Raw genomic sequence first — 17,892 nt, 5'->3', positions numbered from 1 at the left:
TTCATTTCTAATATATGATTTAGCAATTTCGAAGTGGGTATAAAATAGAACAAGGTTTTTATAGAGAGGTGAAAGTATGATAAATATTATTCAAGCTATTGGTTCTATTGGTACGTTTATAATGGCCATTTTATATTTTATATCTGTTATGATCCAAATTCGTCAAATTAAAATATCTTTTATTCCTTATTTATCATTTGATCAGATTATTTTAGAAAAGAATAAGCGTGGGATTAAAGTGAGGAATTTGACTGCTTCTGACCATGAGTATGTGAACACGGCATTTAAATTATTAAATTTAGGTGGCGGCTCTGCGAAAGATATTGAAGTTATATTAAAGTTAAATGATGAAGAAATACTTCAAAGGAAACGTATTAACATTTTACCTAACAATCAGTTTTATTTAATTCCTATTAATCAAAAAGTACTCTCTGAGTTTAGTGATACTATTGAAAATAATGGTTATGAAACTAACATGACGATTGAGTTGAAGTATAATGGTCAGGTATCTAAAAAACGCTCATCTAATGAATATAGAATCTCGATTGATAGTTTTGTTAATTTAGATGATAAAGAATTATATGAATTAACTTTTGAAAGAATTGGTCAATTATAGTGAGTGATAATTTAGTTCAATACTATTATTTTGACTAATTCATGCTATGATAAAATAACTAATCAATCTAAGAGGAGAGAAAAAATGAGCAGTATACTTTTTGTGTTGTTGTGGGTAGTTATATCCATTGCCTTTATTGTTACTTTGGCTATCACAGTAATAAAATATGCCAAAGAAAAACAGTATAGCAGCTATTTAGCAAGTACAATCGTGCTATTTGTAGTTGGTGTTATAAGCTTTGTTTGTATTTTTGTGAGTTTGTCTTTTGATAAAGAATATTCATACAAACAATTATTCAAAGAAGACAAGCCAAAGGAAGTTAAACATATATCTGATACACCTAAGAAAGACTTGAAAGATTTAAAGTTAGGTGACAAAATTATCGCTAATGGTTTAGAAGTAACGGTCACTAAGGCTGAGTTTGTTCTGCCTGATGATGGTTATTCATATTCTCAAAACGGCAAAATATTGAAAATCAATTATAAATTCAAAAATTTAGAGAAAGATAAAAAATTTATAGATAATTCTAATTTTAATTTAACAATTGATGGAGAAGTACAGCCACAGTTTAATGGTATGAAAGATAATAAAGGTGGTTTCCAACATCAACTAGAAAAAGGTGAGACTAAATCTAGTTATTTATATTATGATGTAGCGGATATGGATAAGTATCAAGTAAATATGGATTTTAAATCATCTAAAAAAGAATATAAAGCAAATTGGACTATAGCTAAAAAAGATATTAAAGAAGATTTGAATAATGAAAGAACAACTGAAGAAGTGGTGCCACCACAAGAACCACAAACAAATGAACAACAAACTGTTGAACAACCTAACAATTCTGCAGAAGAACAGAAAAAATTAGATGAAGCAGAGAAGAAACGTCAAAAAGATGCTGAAGATAAAGCGGCTAAAGATAAAGAAGCAAAAGAAGAAGCGGCTAAAAAAGCTGCCGAAGATAAAGCAGCTAAAGAGGAAGCAGATAAAAAAGCTGCTGAGCAAGAGAAGAAACAACAAGAAGCAGCTGAAGAAAAAGCAGCAGCACAAAAAGAACAAGATCAAGCAGCTGCTCAAAAAGAACAGGCAGCAGCAGAACAGAAACGACGAGAGCAAGAACAAGCTGCAGCGGAACGAGAAAAACAACAACAGCAACAAAAAGACCAAGCAGCACAACAAGAAAAACAACGAGCAGCACAAGAGGCAGCACAAAAAGAAAGAGAACGAGCAGCACAGCAGAAGCAATCTCAGCGTGATTCAAATTCGTCTGAAGAACGATAATTGAATTAGAAGAATATTTATATTTGAAATAGTAGAAAGAGGTAAACTAATGCAGACAGTATATTTTAACCATGATGGTGGCGTCGATGATTTAATTTCATTATTTTTGTTATTACAAATGGATGATGTGAATTTAATTGGTGTTAGCGCTATTGGTGCAGATTGCTATGTTGAACCAGCAACGAATGCGTCCTGTAAAATTATTAATCGATTTTCATCACAGCAATTAGATGTTGCATCTTCGCAAGAAAGAGGTAAAAATCCTTTTCCTAAAGATTGGAGAATGCATGCATTTTTTGTAGATGCAATGCCGATTTTAAATGAAGATGTAGATATTAAGTCTACTATTTCTGAAAATGAAGCTTATGAAGATATTATAGAGAAAGTCATGAATAGTTCTGAAAAAGTCACAATGTTATTGACTGGCCCTTTAACTGATTTAGCTAAAAGCTTAAAAGTTGAACCTAGAATAGAAGAACGTATTGAAAGAGTAGTTTGGATGGGTGGAACTTTGCTGGATAAAGGAAATGTAGAAGAACCTGAACATGATGGAACAGCAGAGTGGAATGCTTTTTGGGATCCAGAAGCTGTTCAAACAGTATTTGATACGAATTTACCGATTGATATGGTAGCACTGGAAAGTACAAACAAAGTACAAACAAAGTACCATTAACTCCGGACATTCGTAAACGTTGGGCAAACGAAAGACAATTTGAAGGTGTAGATTTTCTAGGTATTTGTTATGCGCTAGTACCACCGTTAACACACTTTGTTACGAATTCTACGTACTTCTTATGGGATGTATTAACAACTGCGTACGTTGGCAAGCCAGAACTTGTAGAGAAAGAAGAACAAAAATTATCTGTAATCACTCATGGACCTAGTCAGGGTCGTACTTTTAAAAGTGAAGAAGGAAGAATCGTTAATATTGTGAATGATGTAGACCGAGATGGATTCTTTGATTTTATGACTGAATTAGCTAAAAAAATATAACGAATTAAACACTCCGTTGAATAGATTACTTTAATGTAAATTTATTCAACGGAGTGTTTTATTTATTATTAATTTTAAACATGATTTGAAGAGTATTGTGAGATGTTTTTTATAAATTTCAGTTTTTTTGATTAAAAACATTTTAATAGGCTATATGAATATATAGACAAAATGGGGAGTGTTTATAAAATTATGAAATTCAAGAAAAAGAACGTTAATGTTGTAGACGCTAGTAAAACTAAAAAAACTGTCGTCGCAACAGGGATTGGTAATGCAATTGAGTGGTTTGACTTCGGTCTTTATGCTCAATTAGCAGTTATTATAAGTATGAACTTCTTTGGTAATATGCCAAAAGAAATTCAACTTGCATCAACATTTGCAGTATTTGCATTTGCTTTTATTGTTAGACCAATAGGTGGTATATTCTTTAGCCATCTTGGAGATAAACATGGACGTAAAGTTGTGCTATCGACAACTATTATTATGATGGCACTATCAACACTAGCTTTAGGTCTTTTGCCTACTCAACATGAAATAGGGATTTGGGCACCAATCTTATTATTAATTGTTAGAATGGTACAATCATTCTCAACTGGTGGTGAGTATGCAGGTGCAATGACATACATAGCCGAAATTTCGCCAGATAAAACAAGAGGTAAGTTAGGAAGCGGACTTGAAATCGGAACGTTGTCTGGAAGTATATTAGCTGCAGCACTCGTAGGTATTATGTATGCTGTACTGAATGATGAACAAATGGCTTCATGGGGGTGGAGAATTCCATTCATTATTGCAGCACCATTAGGAATCATTGGTGTGTATTTAAGAAATAATTTAGATGAAAGTCCAGCTTATGAAACAACTCTCGAAGAACAAGAAGAACTTGAGTATTCTTATAAAGATATATTTAGAAAATATTGGAGAGATATAATCGTTTGTTTCGCTGGTGTAGCATTCTTAAATGTAGCAAACTATATGGTTTTATCATATATGCCTTCGTTCCTTAATGGTACGTTAGATTTAGGCGGTACGATGAGTAGTATGCTAAGTATTTTAACTATGGCAGCAATGATACCGGCAGTATTCTTCTTTGGTTGGTATAGTGATAAAGTTGGAAATAAAAACACAATTTTATTTGGCCTAATAGGATTTAGTTTACTCTCAGTATTAGCTTTCTGGTTGATGAGTATTCCATCCATTCCAGTGGTAATTGCAGGTTTATTCATTATTGCATTATTCATGTCTACATTTGAAGGCGTTATGCCATCAGTGTTACCAAGTATATTCTATACAAAAGTAAGACTAAGAACGTTATCTCTTGTATATAATATAGGTGCAGCAATTTTTGGTGGTTTAACACCATTTATTTTAACCACTTTAGTAGAAACAACTGGTCAAAAAATTGCACCGTCATATTATTTAACATTTATAAATGTAGTAGGATTAGTCATATTCTTGTTTATGTTCAAAACAACTTCAAACAAATCACTAAGAGGATCATATCCGAATGTTGATAATAAAGAAGACTTACAAGAAGTATATGAAAATCCAAAAGATGCATTATGGTGGAATCAGGAAGAAGAAACAAACAAATCATAAGAAAAAAGCATCGGGTGATTTCACCCGATGCTTTTTTTATAATTATTAAACAGCTTCAACATTTAATTTAACGTCTATATTATTTCTAGTCGCTTTTGAGTAAGGGCAGAAATCATGAGCATCTTTTAAATATTTTTCTGCGTCTTCTTGAGATACATTTTTAACTTTAGCATCAATATCTACTTCTAGTTTTGGGCTTTCAGCATTTGGGTCATCTACTAAACGTACAGTTAAAGTAACTTCTGGTTCAGCGTCACGTACTTTGTTTTGTTTTAAAATCAAATCGAAAGCGCCATTGAAACATGAAGCATAACCCGCAGCGAAAAGTTGTTCAGGGTTTGTAGCGTTACCATCAGCTTGTTGTGGTGGTAACACGTCTACATCAATTGCTTTATCATCTGTATAAACATGACCTTTACGACCACCTGTGTTTGTTGCTTTTGTTTCATATTGAGTTGCCATAAAAAAATACCTCCTTTAGTATATATTAAATGTTTACCCCTAATTTAATTTTTAAATCATAGTTTCATAGATAAGTGATTAATTAAGGAAGTTTTTAATTACCATTCAATTAAATAAGATGTTTATAAAGTATGTTATTGGGTATAAATAATATAGAATGGATAATCATTCAATTATGATTTATGAAGGGTGATATAAAATGGCAGACGAAAGCAAATTCGAACAAGCAAAAGGTAATGTTAAAGAAACAGTTGGTAATGTAACAGATAATAAAGAGTTAGAAAATGAAGGTAAAAAAGATAAAACTTCTGGTAAAGCTAAAGAAGCGGTAGAAAACGCAAAAAATAAAGCAAATGATGTTATCGATAAATTTAAGAAATAATAACTAATTGAATTATTATTTCTTTATAGTATAAAAAGAGCAGGAATTCATTTTAAAAAAATGAATTCCTGCTCTTTTTGATTATTTTATGTCGTCTTCATCAATTTCCCATTTCATTTTGTAACGTTTATCTGATGAGCGTAATTGTAATTGTACGTCATATTGATCCGCTTCTGGTACATCATAGTATGCATAACCTGTATCTGACTCACCAGGTTTTAAACTAAATGAAAATCCATCATTTTCATCATCCATACCATAGAATTTTGAAACTCTACTACCATCAGCTGTAATTCCGAAGTTAGTATCACCAACGATTAAACTTGAGTTATTAATATTATCTAGTTTGTAAGAAACTTTTAATATTTTATCTTTAGAAGGTTTACTATATTTATTAGTTGGTTCAACAAATTCAGCTTTTTCTACTGTAATTTTTGTACCGATTGCACTAATTGAGTTTCCTACTGTTGTGTTTCTAGTAACAGTAGATGAATCATCATCTTCATCTGTAGATTCTTCAGTAGTTTCCTCTTCAGTAGATTCTTCTTCAGTAGTTTCCTCATCTGTAGATTCTTCAGTAGTTTCCTCTTCAGTAGATTTTTCTTCAGTACTATTATTTGTGAACTCATCAATTTGGTCTTTAATTGGGCCAGCAGCACATGCACCCAAAATAACTGCTAAAATAATGAATACTATTAAACATCCACCACAGCCAAAGAACCAAGGTTTCATACTAGAGCCTTTACCATCTCCCGATTGGCGTTGCTCTTGCTGATGATTATTACCATCAGTAGAATCATTAAATGGATTATTTTGTTGTGCGTTTTGTTGTTCTGAGGTGTTTTGGTTGAAAGGATTCTGATCTGATTGATTAGAATTAGCCATAATATTTCCCCCTTTATGTATTATTTTTTAATAAAAAACAATTGTCTATGTATGATTTCAAAACCTTATACACAAGTAAATAATCAATGTAAAACAATTGTTTTATTTATTAATTATTTTTAGTTTATAGTAAATTGGGTAATAAATCTAGGTCTATTATAAAATATACAAAATATTTATAGTAAATTAATATTTTATTATTTTTCAGAATGTAAAAAATTGAAAATAGGGCAACACTTAGTTTAGAATAGAGTAAAAGGAGTGGTAATCATGTATAAAAATATTTTGTTTGGCATTAATACAGAAATGAAAAATGAAAAAGTTTTAGAACAGATTGCTAAACTTGTTGGAGAAGGGTCAGAAGTCACACTTTATAACGTTGTTAGCGAAAAAGATTTAAAAGCTTCTGTACGTACGGGTGTCCATTTAGATGAACTTAAAGAAAAAAGACAAGAATCGATGAAGCATATATTTGATTATTTTAATGAACAAAATATCAAATATAATCTTCAATTTGTTCAAGGGAATCCTAAATCAGAATTGGTAAATAAAGCTAATACTGGAGATTTTGACATTGTTGTTTTAAGTAATAGAAAAGCAGAAGATGAAGATAAACTCGTGTTAGGAAGTGTCAGTCATAAAGTTGCTAAACGAGCTGCAATCCCGGTATTAATTGTAAAATAAGTTTTAAAATTATGATGGGTAGCTATTTATATGATATATTCAACCATCGTTTCATAGAAAAATTTCCTCGACTAATGTAAAATATAAATAGAAGAACATTGGAGGAATGACTATGACTGAAGAACAAACAAAAACGTTTCCATATATCGTTGCGACAATATCATTAGAAACAGCATATGATATTAAAAAAACAGTTGAAGAACTCATTTCAAATAAAGATTCAATTGATATCGTTGAATTTAGAGCAGACGCTTTAAAAAACACTTCAATTGAAAATATTAATGAAATATTAGAGAAATTTAAAAAAGAATATCAACTTGCACCGATATTATTCACTTATCGTTCAAAAGGGCAAGGTGGAAATGGTGATTTTGATCATGAATCATATTACAAATTAATGCAAGACATTATTTGTAATAAAAAAGCTGATTATGTAGACATTCAATTAGATACTTACGAAGATAATTTAATGAATTGCATAACAAAAGCACAAAATAATGAAGTTAAAATAATCATATCTCATCATGATTTTAAATCGACGCCTGATGAAGAAGAAATGTTTGTAACTTATGAAAAAATGGCAGAATTAGGTGCAGATATCGGGAAGCTTGCCGTAATGCCACACAATGAAAAACACTTATTATCTATGCTTAATGCTCTGAACAGAGCTTATCATAAGCTGGAAATTGATGTGATTGGTATTTCAATGGGTGAACTAGGAAAAATGACTAGAATCACTGGTGGATTATTTGGTTCTAAATTCACTTATGGCTTTGTAGGTAAAGAAGCAGCACCTGGACAAATTCATGTTAAAGAAATTAAGAAACAATTAGATTTATATCAACATTAATATATGAGCTTAAATTCTATTATATTAGAATTTAAGCTCATTTTTATGATATAATTGATAATAATTATCAATGGGAATTGGGAGTGTAAATAATGGAATTAAAGAAAGCGATTATAGAAAGAAGAAGCGTAAAAAAATATGACTATGAGATGTATATTGATGAAGAGAAATTATTTTCTTTAGTTGATTTAGCAACTTATGCTCCAAATCATGGAATGCGAGAACCGTGGAGATTAGTATATATAAATAAAAAACAAATACCTGAATTTGCTGAAAAAGTAGCACAATCTGCATTTGTAAATGATCCTGCTAAACAAGAAAAATATATAAACAAAGTGACTAAAGTCGGTGGCATGTTTGTTATACTTTCGAAAAGAGATTCAAGACAAAAAGAAAATCTTGAAAATCAAATGGCGATAGGTGCATTTATTCAAAATTTAATGTTACTCATACACGATGAAGGAATGGGTTCATGTTGGAAAACACCTGAATTTATATTCAAACCAACATTCCGTAAAATCGTTGGAGTAAATGATGATGAAGATGTTAATGGATTTTTATATGTTACAGAAAAAGACCCAAGTGTAAATGTAATGACAAGAAAAAATAATTCACTTATTACAGAATGGTAATAATATAATGTATTAGGCTAAGTTGTAGATTAAGTAGAGAGTTAATCGAAGAGATCGGGCAAGTTGTAGATTAAGTAGAGAGTTAATCGAAGACATTCTCAAAATCATCACCATACAGTAAGAGGCCGAGACAATTAATTTGTCTCAGCCTCTTACTTATTTAAATCAACTATTTATTATTTTAAGTTTTCAGCTAAAAATGCTTTTACATCTTCAGGTGTTTTGGCATTTGCTGAATGTAAGTGAGCAAGTTTTTTGTTATTTTTAAATACTAATAAACTTGGAATTCCCATTACATCATTTTCTGTAGCCGCTTCTGGAACTTGATCGCGATTAATTTGATACCAGTTGAAATTATGATATTCGTCGATGATAGGATCAATCCATTGGTTCATTCTTGTGCAATCTGGGCACCAGTCTGCAAAGAATTTTACAACTACTGGTTCTTCGCTTTGTGTGATCTCTTCGAATTCTGCATATTGACTAATTGTTCTCATTTTTATTATGCTCCTTAGAAATTTTTCTTATAATTAAAGTATATCGCATTTTCAATATTTTAAAAATTATTTAACTCATTACTATATGTTCGTTAGTAATATTGTTATAATAGATTTAAATAGACATATGGAGGTAAAGACATGATAAAATTTTATCAATATCCTAATTGTACAACTTGCAAAAAGGCAGCAAAGTTTCTAGAAGAGAATGGTGCTAGTTTCGAACCGATTGATATTACACAGTTAACACCAACAGCTAAAGAATTAAAGGATATCATTGATGGAACAGATATTACTGTGAATCAATTATTTAATACTCGAGGCGCTAAATATCGCGAGTTGGGTTTAAAGGATAAAATGAATGATTTGTCTGACAACGAAAAATTCGATTTATTAGCTTCAGATGGTATGTTAATCAAAAGACCTTTAGCAGTTTTAGGCAATAAGGTTACTTTAGGTTTTAAAGAAGACGAATATCGCCAAACTTGGTTGTAAAAATAGTTGCTTGAATAATCGCTTTATGTCATGATTATAGGTGAAATACATATAGGAGGGGATTACTTTGACAGTACCTAGTGAGTTAAAATATTCTAAAGAACATGAATGGGTAAAAATTGATGGTGATGTTGTAACAATTGGTATTACTGATTTTGCTCAATCAGAATTAGGGGACATTGTGTTTGTTGAGTTACCTGAAGAAGGTGACGAATTAACTAGTGGAGATTCATTTGGTAGTGTAGAATCTGTTAAGACAGTTTCTGAACTATATGCACCACTATCTGGAAAAGTCGTTGAAGTAAACGAAGAACTAGAAGATAGCCCTGAGTTTGTTAATGAATCATCATATGATAAAGCATGGATGGTTAAAGTTGAGTTATCTGATAAAGCTCAATTAGATGGATTACTAGATGCAGACGCTTATAGTGAAATGATAGGTGAATAATATAATATTAAACTCCACGATGCAAATGGTATCATGGAGTTTTTTTAAATCTTGAATACGAAGTTGAACTATAATATTAATTCATTTGTAGAAGGTGATGGCCATGGCGATGATTAAAAAAGTAATAATCGTAGAAGGTATTTCTGATAAAAAACGAGTGAAAGAAGTATTAAATGATCATGTTCATATTATTTGTACACATGGAACAATGGGTGTAGAAAAAATGGACGAACTTTTAGAAGAAATTTATGGTTCACAAGTATATGTTTTAGTCGATCAAGATAAAGAAGGTAAACGTATTCGAAAATGGTTTAAGAAGTATGTGAGTGAAAGTCGTCATATTTATATTGATTCGACATTTTCTGAAGTAGCTCGCTGTCCAAGACAATATTTAGCGAATGTGTTAAACTATCATGGATTTACAGTAAACAATGATTTTGTATTGAAAGGGAAGTATCGTTACCATGAAACACACAGAAATATTGAACGATATATACAAGCATTTTGATAAGGATTTACATTTATTATTTGGCTATACACCTACATGTGGAACGTGCAAAATATCTGAGCGTATGCTGGATATAGCGAACGAAGTAACACAATTACCAATCAATAAATGTGATTTAAATTTTTATCCAGAGTTCTGTAGAGAATTTGAAATCTTATCAGTACCTGTATTATTCATTATGAAACAAGATAAGGTCATAGAAAGAATATACGCTTTTCAGTCTGTTCCTTATATTGTTGAGAATATTCAAAAAGTTATTGACGATAAAAACTTATCATGATAGTATGAATTTAATTAAATACGTAGTAACTCTTATCAAGAGTGGTGGAGGGATGTGCCCTTTGAAGCCCGGCAACCGTCATATATATATGAAATGGTGCCAATTCACAAAAAGTGTAAACTTTTGAAGATGAGAGAAAGACATATTTCTAACGCCTTTCTCTTGATAATTAGAGTAAGGCGTTTTTAATTTAAAGATTAGGAGGCAGCAGATTTGATTGAGTTAAATAAAGTTGTTAAAACTTTCAAAACAAAAAAAGGTGACATTACAGCTGTTGACCATGTCGACTTAAAAATAGATAAAGGAAGTATATATGGTGTAATTGGATTTTCTGGAGCTGGAAAAAGTACATTAATACGAATGTTTAACGGTCTGGAAACGCCAACTGAAGGTGAAGTTATAGTTGATAGTGCAAATATTGGCAAACTTTCTAAACAAGACCTTAGATTAAAAAGACAAAAGGTAAGTATGATATTCCAACATTTCAATTTACTATGGTCTCGTACGGTTAAAGATAACATTGCATTTCCTTTAGAAATTGCAGGGGTATCTAAAAGTGAGATAAACGAAAAAACAAAAGCACTTATCAAAAGAGTGGGTCTTGAAGGTCGTGAGAATGCTTATCCATCACAATTATCCGGTGGGCAAAAGCAAAGAGTTGGTATAGCTCGAGCTTTAGCAAATGATCCGCACGTATTATTATGTGACGAAGCAACAAGTGCATTAGATCCTCAAACTACTGATGAAATATTAGATTTATTAGTAGACATAAACAAAGAGCTCAATTTAACAATTATACTTATTACACATGAAATGCATGTCATTAGAAAAATATGTGATCATGTTGCAGTCATGGAAAATGGTAAATTTGTCGAAGAGGGAGAAGTTATCAATGTATTTAATGACCCTCAAACATATGTTACACAGCGTTTCGTAAAAGATGACTTAAAAGCTGATGATCTTCAAAGAACATTAGAAGATTTCAGAAAAGAACAACCAAACGGAGAAATTTGGAAACTGAATTTCGTTGGTGGAACGAGTTCAGAACCTGTGTTAGCAAAAATTATTAAAACATATAATATCGATATTAATGTCATTGAAGGTGATGTTAAGTTGACTCAAAATGGCACATTTGGCCATATGATCGTTCATTTACCTCAAGGTGATTATTCTAAAGATCAAATTAAAAAAGAACTTAATGATCTTGGTGTGAAAGTAGAGGTGAATGTAAGTGAATAAATCATTTGGAGATATTATAACTGAAATGATTACAATGCCTAATGTTAAATGGGATGCCGTATGGGAAGCATTATATGAAACACTATACATGACGGTAATATCAACAGTATTTACATTAGTATTTGGTTTAATATTAGGAACATTACTATTTTTAACATCAAGAGGGACATCAAAGAGCTCTCGAATATTTTATTCAATCGTATCATTCGTCGTTAACTTATTCAGAGCTATTCCATTCATCATCTTAATTCTACTATTAATACCTTTTACAGATATTTTATTAGGAACAATCAGTGGTCCAAAAGGTGCACTACCAGCATTAATCATAGGTGCATCACCTTTCTATGCTAGATTAGTAGAAATAGGTATGAAAGAAATCGATAAAGGCGTTATTGAGGCAGCTGTATCAATGGGTGCTACAACATGGACAGTAGTAAGAAAAGTGTTAATTAAAGAATCATTACCTGCCTTAGTTTCAGGTATTACAGTGACAGCAATTGCATTAGTGGGATCAACAGCAATTGCAGGTGTAATTGGAGCAGGTGGGTTAGGTAACTTAGCTTACTTAACTGGATTTACACGAAATCAAAATGATGTCATTTTAATTTCAACAATATTTATATTAATTATTGTATTTGTAATCCAATTTATTGGAGATATTATTGTTAAAAAAATTGATAAACGTTAAAGGAGTGTTTCACATGAAAAAAGTTTTTGGTTTATTATTCATTTCACTATTAGCAGTAGTGCTAGTTGCATGTGGTGGAGGAAGCGGCGATGACAAAGGTAAAAAAGAAACAATTAAAATAGGTGCATCACCAGCACCACACGCTGAAATATTAGAAGAAGCAAAGCCACTTCTTAAAAAAGAAGGTTATGATTTAGAAATTAAAACAATTAACGATTACACAACACCTAACAAATTATTAGATAAAGGTGAACTTGATGCAAACTTTTTCCAACATACACCTTATTTAGATACTGAATCTAAAGAAAAAGGATATAAAATTGAGTCTGCAGGAAATGTACACTTAGAACCAATGGCAGTTTATTCTAAAAAATATAAAGAATTAAAAGACTTACCGAAAAATGCTACAGTATACGTTTCAAATAACCCAGCAGAAGAAGGAAGATTTTTAGCATTCTTTGAAAAAGCAGGATTAATCAAAATTAAAGACGGCGTTGATCCAATAGATGCAACATTCGATGACATTACTGAAAATAAGAAAAATATTAAATTCAACAACAAACAATCAGCAGAATTCTTACCGAAATCTTATCAAGCAAACGAAGGTGACGCTACAATTATCAATTCTAACTTTGCAATTGAACAAGGATTAAATCCAATAAAAGATTCAATCGCAGTAGAAGGTAAAGAATCACCTTACGCTAACCTTATCGCAGTACAAAAAGGACACAAAGACGATAAGAAAATCAAAGCGTTAATAAAAGTATTACAATCAAAAGAAATTAAAGACTTCATCGATAAAAAATATGATGGTGCAGTAATTTCAGCAAAATAAATATATTAAAAGAGCATCTAGCTATTCGGCTAGATGCTCTTTTAATTTTATTGAGCTAGTTTTCGTAGTCTTGACCGCTAATAATTTATACCATGCCATTAGCGAAATAAATAACAATCATGAAGACTGCTATTGCGTATAAAATAATGCCAATTGATCTATAGTTTCTTACATTAAATGTAGCGATACTAGCAATTGTCAATGCGGTTAAAAGTGTGTTGTATAAACTACTTATATTTATGACGCCTACTAAATTTAATAATAATATAAAAGCACATATCGCACTTATTACAAATGCAAATTGTTCATAGCGTTTCATTTGGACTTCCTTTCCGTATTTTAAATTTTATTTAACATCATTATAATATACATTTTCCTAAATAGCCTTCTTAAGCCATTCAAATAGATTTTACATAAAATGAGAATAGATTGAAATGATTATCATTTGAAAGACTTTTCAGAAAAATGTTATTTATGAAGCGTTTCTTCTATATAAATTGAGCGAAAGTGTTTAATTGACTTAGTAACTACGTTATAATGTGAAGGGTAAAGAATCATAACAAACTTTGACGTTAGATTAAAATTATTATAAACTAGAAAAGATAATGTAGGGTTATCTTTTTTAAATGTGAATAAATTCTCTGGAGGGAAAAAATAATATGGCATCAAAATTAGAAATCAAAGATTTACACGTAGAAATCGAAGGCAAGGAAATTCTTAAAGGTGTAGATTTAACAATACAACAAGGTGAAATTCACGCAATAATGGGACCAAATGGTACTGGTAAATCAACTTTATCTTCTGCTATTATGGGACACCCTAAATATGAAGTAACTAAAGGTGAAATCCTTTTAGATGGTGAAAATGTATTAGAAATGGAAGTTGATGAACGTGCTCAAGCTGGTTTATTCCTAGCTATGCAATATCCATCAGAAATTTCTGGTGTAACAAATGCTGATTTCTTACGTTCTGCTATAAATGCTAAACGTGAAGAAGGCGACGAAATTAACTTAATGCAATTCATTAAGAAATTAGATAAAGAAATGGATCTATTAGAAATGGATCAAGACATGGCTCAAAGATACCTTAACGAAGGTTTCTCTGGCGGTGAGAAGAAACGTAATGAAATTCTTCAATTAATGATGTTAGAACCTAAGTTTGCTATCTTAGATGAAATTGACTCAGGTTTAGATATTGACGCTTTAAAAGTTGTATCAAAAGGTATCAACAAAATGCGCGGTGAAGACTTTGGTTGCTTAATTATTACTCACTATCAAAGACTATTAAATTATATTACACCAGACTTCGTACACGTTATGATGCAAGGTCGCGTTGTAAAATCAGGTGGCGAAGAATTAGCGAGACGTCTTGAAGAAGAAGGTTACGAGTGGATTAAAGACGAACTTAATATTGAAGACGAAACAATCAACGCTGAATAATATATAAGAATTATAGTCAAGTAGGAGGAGTATAAATGGCAACTGAAACAAAGTTAAATATTAACATTGAAGACATCGTTAATTATTCAGCATCTCAGAACGAACCACAATGGATGACTGATTTAAGAAAAGAAAGTTTTCAAAATTTAGATAAATTAGAAATGCCTAAACCAGACAAAACTAAAATTGATAGATGGAATTTTGATACTTTTAACACTCATGTAGTTGAAAGTGATACATTCGATTCAATTGAAAGTTTACCTGAATCAGTACAAAAAATTATCGATACTGAAAATGCAACAAACTTAATTGTTCAACATAATAATACGCCTGCTTTTACTAAAGTAGACGAAAAATTAATTGAACAAGGTGTTGTAATTAAAGACTTAAAAACAGCTTTAATTGAAAACAGTGATTTAGTGCAAAAATACTTCATGACAGATGCTGTTAAAGTAGATGAGCATAGATTAACTGCACTTCACGCAGCATTAGTAAATGGTGGTGTCTTCGTATACGTACCAAAAAATGTTGTCGTTAAAGATCCTGTACAATATGTAGTACTTCATGATGATAGCGATGCGAGCTTCTTCAACCATGCGATTATCGTAACTGAAGAAAGTGCTGAAATAACTTACGTTGAGAACTATTTATCTACTGTATCTTCAAATAAAGGTCAGTTAAATATTGTTTCTGAAGTTATAGCTGGAGCTAACTCAAATATCACTTATGGTACAGTTGATTTCATGGATAAAGATTTTACTGGACATATTATTCGTCGTGGCACAGCTGATGCTGATGCAACAATTGATTGGGCATTAGGCTTAATGAATGATGGTAGTACAATCAATGACAACACTACTTATTTAATGGGTGACCGTTCAAACTGTAACCTAAAAACAGTAGTAGTAGGTCGTGGAGAACAAAAACAAAACTTTACAACACAAATCATTCAATATGGTAAAGAATCAATCGGACATATCTTGAAACACGGCGTTATGAAAGATAGTTCTTCATCTATCTTCAATGGTGTTGGTTACATTAAACATGGTGGTACTAAAGCAGATGCACAACAAGAATCTCGTGTTCTTATGTTATCTGAAAAAGCACGTGGAGATGCAAACCCAATTTTACTTATTGATGAAGATGATGTAACAGCAGGACATGCAGCTTCAGTAGGTAGAGTAGATCCAACCCAATTATACTACTTGATGAGTAGAGGTATTTCTCGTGAAGAAGCAGAGCGCTTAGTTATTCACGGTTTCCTAGACCCAGTTGTATCTGCATTGCCAATTGAAGACGTAAAACGTCAATTACGTGATGTTATCGAACTTAAAGTAACAACACAAATATAAATAAAGGCACAGAAAGGTCTGATAATGTGGCCGAATCAACATTTAATGTAGAAAAAATTATAAAAGATTTTCCAATATTAGAGCAACAAGTTAACGGTAGTAGACTCGTGTACTTAGATTCATCAGCCACAAGTCAAACACCTACGCAAGTAACGAATAGTATAGTAGATTATTACAATCGCTATAATTCAAATGTTCATCGTGGTGTGCATACACTTGGTACGCTTGCAACAGATGCTTACGAAAAAGCGCGTGAAACAGTTAGAAGATTTATAAACGCACAGTATTTTGAAGAAGTTGTTTTTACAAGAGGTACAACAACAGCAATCAATTTAGTTGCACATAGTTATGGTGACGCAAATGTTTCAGAAGGTGATGAAATTGTTGTTACACAAATGGAACATCATGCTAATATCGTACCTTGGCAACAATTGGCTAAAAGAACTGGTGCAAAGCTTAAATTTATTCCGATGTCAGAAAGTGGCGAACTTGAAAAAGAAGCCATCGATAACACGATAAATGATAATACTAAAATTGTTGCAGTAACTCATGTATCAAATGTATTAGGAACGATAAATGATGTGAAGTATATTGCTGAAGTTGCGCATAATCATAATGCTGTTATAGCAGTTGATGGTGCACAGTCAGCACCACATATGAATGTTGATGTTCAAGATTTAGATGTGGACTTCTTTAGCTTTAGTGGACATAAAATGTTAGGTCCTACTGGAATAGGTGTCTTATATGGTAAGCGTAATTTATTAGATAAGATGGAACCTATTGAATTTGGTGGAGATATGATTGACTTTGTTGGATTAGAAGATGCAACATGGACAGACTTACCAACTAAATTTGAAGCAGGAACACCTCTTATTGCTGAAGCAATTGCCTTAGCTGAAGCTATAAGATATATTGATTCTATCGGAATGGATAACATTCATCAGCATGAGTATGATTTAGTTAGTTATGCATACAATGAAATGTCTAAAATCGATGGATTAGATATTTATGGACCAGCCCCTGACAAAAGAGCAGGGCTAATAACATTTAATGTAGAAGGTGTACATCCACATGATTTAGCGACTGCACTAGATTCTGAAGGTGTCGCTGTAAGAGCGGGGCATCATTGTGCGCAACCATTAATGAAATGGTTAAACCAATCTTCAACAGCACGAGCAAGCTTCTATATTTATAATACTACTGAAGATGTTGACCAGTTAATTCAGGCACTTAATGGAGCGAAGGAGTTTTTCTCTTATGAATTTTAATAACTTAGATCAACTATACCGTTCTGTCATTATGGATCATTACAAGAACCCTCGTAATAAAGGTGTTCTTGAAGATGGATCTTTAACAATAGATATGAACAACCCTACTTGTGGTGACCGCATCCGCTTAACATTAGATGTTGAAGATAATGTTATTAAAGATGCTAAGTTTGAAGGTGAAGGTTGCTCTATTTCAATGTCTAGTGCATCAATGATGACTGAAGCAGTAAAAGGTCATTCAATCGAAGAAGCTTTAGCAATGAGCAAAGAATTTTCAAATATGATGCTTGGAGAATCTTACGATATCAATGAAGAAATGGGCGACATTGAAGCTCTATCAGGAGTGTCTAAGTTCCCAGCACGTATTAAATGCGCAACATTAGCTTGGAAAGCATTTGAAAAAGGAACAAAAGAGCAAGATAACGCGTAACTTTTGAACAATGGGCGAACGCTATTATAATAGAG

At 31.8% G+C, this 17,892-nt stretch carries 22 protein-coding genes, 1 pseudogene and 1 riboswitch; of the genes and pseudogenes, 19 read left to right on the top strand and 4 right to left on the bottom strand.

Annotated features, from left to right (window positions below):
- Window positions 1–76 precede the first annotated feature (76 nt).
- The 4 genes and pseudogenes from LQ668_RS04050 to LQ668_RS04035 all read left to right on the top strand — a co-directional run bounded on the left by LQ668_RS04050 (window position 77) and on the right by LQ668_RS04035 (window position 4,483).
- Window positions 77–616, top strand: a complete 540-nt coding sequence (locus tag LQ668_RS04050; protein WP_078357728.1) for a hypothetical protein — start codon at window positions 77–79, stop codon at window positions 614–616.
- 84 nt (window positions 617–700) lie between these two features.
- Window positions 701–1,894: a DUF4352 domain-containing protein gene (locus LQ668_RS04045; protein ID WP_208144058.1), complete on the top strand. Its 1,194-nt coding sequence runs from the start codon at window positions 701–703 to the stop codon at window positions 1,892–1,894.
- Window positions 1,895–1,943: 49 nt separating this feature from the next.
- Window positions 1,944–2,887: pseudogene (locus LQ668_RS04040) on the top strand (nucleoside hydrolase).
- Window positions 2,888–3,079: 192 nt separating this feature from the next.
- Window positions 3,080–4,483, top strand: a complete 1,404-nt coding sequence (locus LQ668_RS04035) for an MFS transporter (protein ID WP_078357725.1) — start codon at window positions 3,080–3,082, stop codon at window positions 4,481–4,483.
- 45 nt (window positions 4,484–4,528) lie between these two features.
- Here the strand turns inward: LQ668_RS04035 and LQ668_RS04030 are convergent, their stop codons facing one another.
- A complete protein-coding gene (locus tag LQ668_RS04030) occupies window positions 4,529–4,945 on the bottom strand; it encodes an organic hydroperoxide resistance protein (RefSeq protein ID WP_107509715.1) in 417 nt (138 codons plus the stop codon).
- Window positions 4,946–5,144: 199 nt separating this feature from the next.
- Here LQ668_RS04030 and LQ668_RS04025 point away from each other — a divergent pair, with 199 nt between their 5' ends.
- Window positions 5,145–5,327: a CsbD family protein gene (locus LQ668_RS04025; RefSeq protein WP_203153705.1), complete on the top strand. Its 183-nt coding sequence runs from the start codon at window positions 5,145–5,147 to the stop codon at window positions 5,325–5,327.
- A gap of 81 nt (window positions 5,328–5,408) precedes the next feature.
- Here LQ668_RS04025 and LQ668_RS04020 read toward each other — a convergent pair whose 3' ends face one another.
- A complete protein-coding gene (locus LQ668_RS04020; protein ID WP_239775909.1) occupies window positions 5,409–6,212 on the bottom strand; it encodes a DUF4352 domain-containing protein in 804 nt (267 codons plus the stop codon).
- 270 nt (window positions 6,213–6,482) lie between these two features.
- Here LQ668_RS04020 and LQ668_RS04015 point away from each other — a divergent pair, with 270 nt between their 5' ends.
- The 3 genes from LQ668_RS04015 to LQ668_RS04005 all read left to right on the top strand — a co-directional run bounded on the left by LQ668_RS04015 (window position 6,483) and on the right by LQ668_RS04005 (window position 8,378).
- Window positions 6,483–6,896, top strand: coding sequence for a universal stress protein (locus tag LQ668_RS04015; protein WP_107509713.1), 414 nt, complete (start codon window positions 6,483–6,485; stop codon window positions 6,894–6,896).
- A 112-nt stretch (window positions 6,897–7,008) separates the two neighbouring features.
- Window positions 7,009–7,746: a type I 3-dehydroquinate dehydratase gene (gene aroD, locus LQ668_RS04010; RefSeq protein WP_203153707.1), complete on the top strand. Its 738-nt coding sequence runs from the start codon at window positions 7,009–7,011 to the stop codon at window positions 7,744–7,746.
- A 92-nt stretch (window positions 7,747–7,838) separates the two neighbouring features.
- On the top strand, window positions 7,839–8,378 hold the full coding sequence (locus LQ668_RS04005; RefSeq protein WP_078357719.1) for a nitroreductase family protein: 540 nt from the start codon (window positions 7,839–7,841) through the stop codon (window positions 8,376–8,378).
- Window positions 8,379–8,554: 176 nt separating this feature from the next.
- On the opposite strand, the gene LQ668_RS04000 is transcribed toward LQ668_RS04005, so the two are convergent.
- Window positions 8,555–8,875, bottom strand: a complete 321-nt coding sequence (locus LQ668_RS04000) for a thioredoxin family protein (protein ID WP_107509712.1) — start codon at window positions 8,873–8,875, stop codon at window positions 8,555–8,557.
- A gap of 141 nt (window positions 8,876–9,016) precedes the next feature.
- Here LQ668_RS04000 and LQ668_RS03995 point away from each other — a divergent pair, with 141 nt between their 5' ends.
- The 7 genes from LQ668_RS03995 (at window position 9,017) to LQ668_RS03965 (ending at window position 13,368) form a co-directional block, all read left to right on the top strand.
- Window positions 9,017–9,370 carry an arsenate reductase family protein gene (locus tag LQ668_RS03995; RefSeq protein ID WP_078357717.1) on the top strand — a complete coding sequence of 118 codons (354 nt, stop codon included), beginning with the start codon at window positions 9,017–9,019 and terminating at the stop codon, window positions 9,368–9,370.
- 67 nt (window positions 9,371–9,437) lie between these two features.
- Window positions 9,438–9,818 carry a glycine cleavage system protein GcvH gene (gene gcvH / locus LQ668_RS03990; protein WP_078357716.1) on the top strand — a complete coding sequence of 127 codons (381 nt, stop codon included), beginning with the start codon at window positions 9,438–9,440 and terminating at the stop codon, window positions 9,816–9,818.
- A gap of 103 nt (window positions 9,819–9,921) precedes the next feature.
- Window positions 9,922–10,326 (top strand): toprim domain-containing protein, encoded by a 405-nt coding sequence (locus tag LQ668_RS03985; protein WP_078357715.1) that lies wholly within the window; start codon window positions 9,922–9,924, stop codon window positions 10,324–10,326.
- Window positions 10,283–10,606, top strand: a complete 324-nt coding sequence (locus LQ668_RS03980) for a thioredoxin family protein (RefSeq protein ID WP_078357714.1) — start codon at window positions 10,283–10,285, stop codon at window positions 10,604–10,606. The genes LQ668_RS03985 and LQ668_RS03980 overlap by 44 nt, the downstream gene beginning before the upstream one ends.
- Window positions 10,607–10,635: 29 nt before the next feature.
- Window positions 10,636–10,742: riboswitch (SAM riboswitch) on the top strand.
- Window positions 10,743–10,819: 77 nt separating this feature from the next.
- Complete coding sequence (locus LQ668_RS03975) at window positions 10,820–11,845, top strand: methionine ABC transporter ATP-binding protein (RefSeq protein ID WP_107509711.1); 1,026 nt, start codon at window positions 10,820–10,822, stop codon at window positions 11,843–11,845.
- Complete coding sequence (locus LQ668_RS03970; RefSeq protein ID WP_078357712.1) at window positions 11,838–12,533, top strand: methionine ABC transporter permease; 696 nt, start codon at window positions 11,838–11,840, stop codon at window positions 12,531–12,533. Before LQ668_RS03975 ends, LQ668_RS03970 begins: the two co-directional genes overlap by 8 nt.
- A 13-nt stretch (window positions 12,534–12,546) precedes the next feature.
- Window positions 12,547–13,368 carry a MetQ/NlpA family ABC transporter substrate-binding protein gene (locus tag LQ668_RS03965; RefSeq protein ID WP_119634326.1) on the top strand — a complete coding sequence of 274 codons (822 nt, stop codon included), beginning with the start codon at window positions 12,547–12,549 and terminating at the stop codon, window positions 13,366–13,368.
- 85 nt (window positions 13,369–13,453) lie between these two features.
- Here LQ668_RS03965 and LQ668_RS03960 read toward each other — a convergent pair whose 3' ends face one another.
- Complete coding sequence (locus LQ668_RS03960; protein ID WP_107509710.1) at window positions 13,454–13,687, bottom strand: hypothetical protein; 234 nt, start codon at window positions 13,685–13,687, stop codon at window positions 13,454–13,456.
- A 340-nt stretch (window positions 13,688–14,027) separates the two neighbouring features.
- Here LQ668_RS03960 and sufC point away from each other — a divergent pair, with 340 nt between their 5' ends.
- Genes sufC through sufU form a run of 4 tightly spaced genes read left to right on the top strand, consistent with a single transcriptional unit; the run spans window position 14,028 to window position 17,857 of the window.
- Window positions 14,028–14,807, top strand: coding sequence for a Fe-S cluster assembly ATPase SufC (gene sufC / locus LQ668_RS03955; protein ID WP_078357710.1), 780 nt, complete (start codon window positions 14,028–14,030; stop codon window positions 14,805–14,807).
- A 35-nt stretch (window positions 14,808–14,842) separates the two neighbouring features.
- Complete coding sequence (sufD, locus tag LQ668_RS03950) at window positions 14,843–16,159, top strand: Fe-S cluster assembly protein SufD (RefSeq protein ID WP_107509709.1); 1,317 nt, start codon at window positions 14,843–14,845, stop codon at window positions 16,157–16,159.
- Window positions 16,156–17,427 (top strand): cysteine desulfurase, encoded by a 1,272-nt coding sequence (locus tag LQ668_RS03945; protein WP_174221883.1) that lies wholly within the window; start codon window positions 16,156–16,158, stop codon window positions 17,425–17,427. The genes sufD and LQ668_RS03945 overlap by 4 nt, the downstream gene beginning before the upstream one ends.
- Window positions 17,417–17,857: a Fe-S cluster assembly sulfur transfer protein SufU gene (gene sufU, locus LQ668_RS03940; RefSeq protein WP_078357707.1), complete on the top strand. Its 441-nt coding sequence runs from the start codon at window positions 17,417–17,419 to the stop codon at window positions 17,855–17,857. The genes LQ668_RS03945 and sufU overlap by 11 nt, the downstream gene beginning before the upstream one ends.
- Window positions 17,858–17,892: the final 35 nt, after the last annotated feature.

This window comes from Mammaliicoccus sp. K-M42, assembly GCF_022386375.1.
GTDB classification, from domain to species: domain Bacteria; phylum Bacillota; class Bacilli; order Staphylococcales; family Staphylococcaceae; genus Mammaliicoccus; species Mammaliicoccus fleurettii.
Note: the sequence above shows the minus strand (reverse complement) of the source record. Positions and strands in the feature narration are given on the sequence as shown.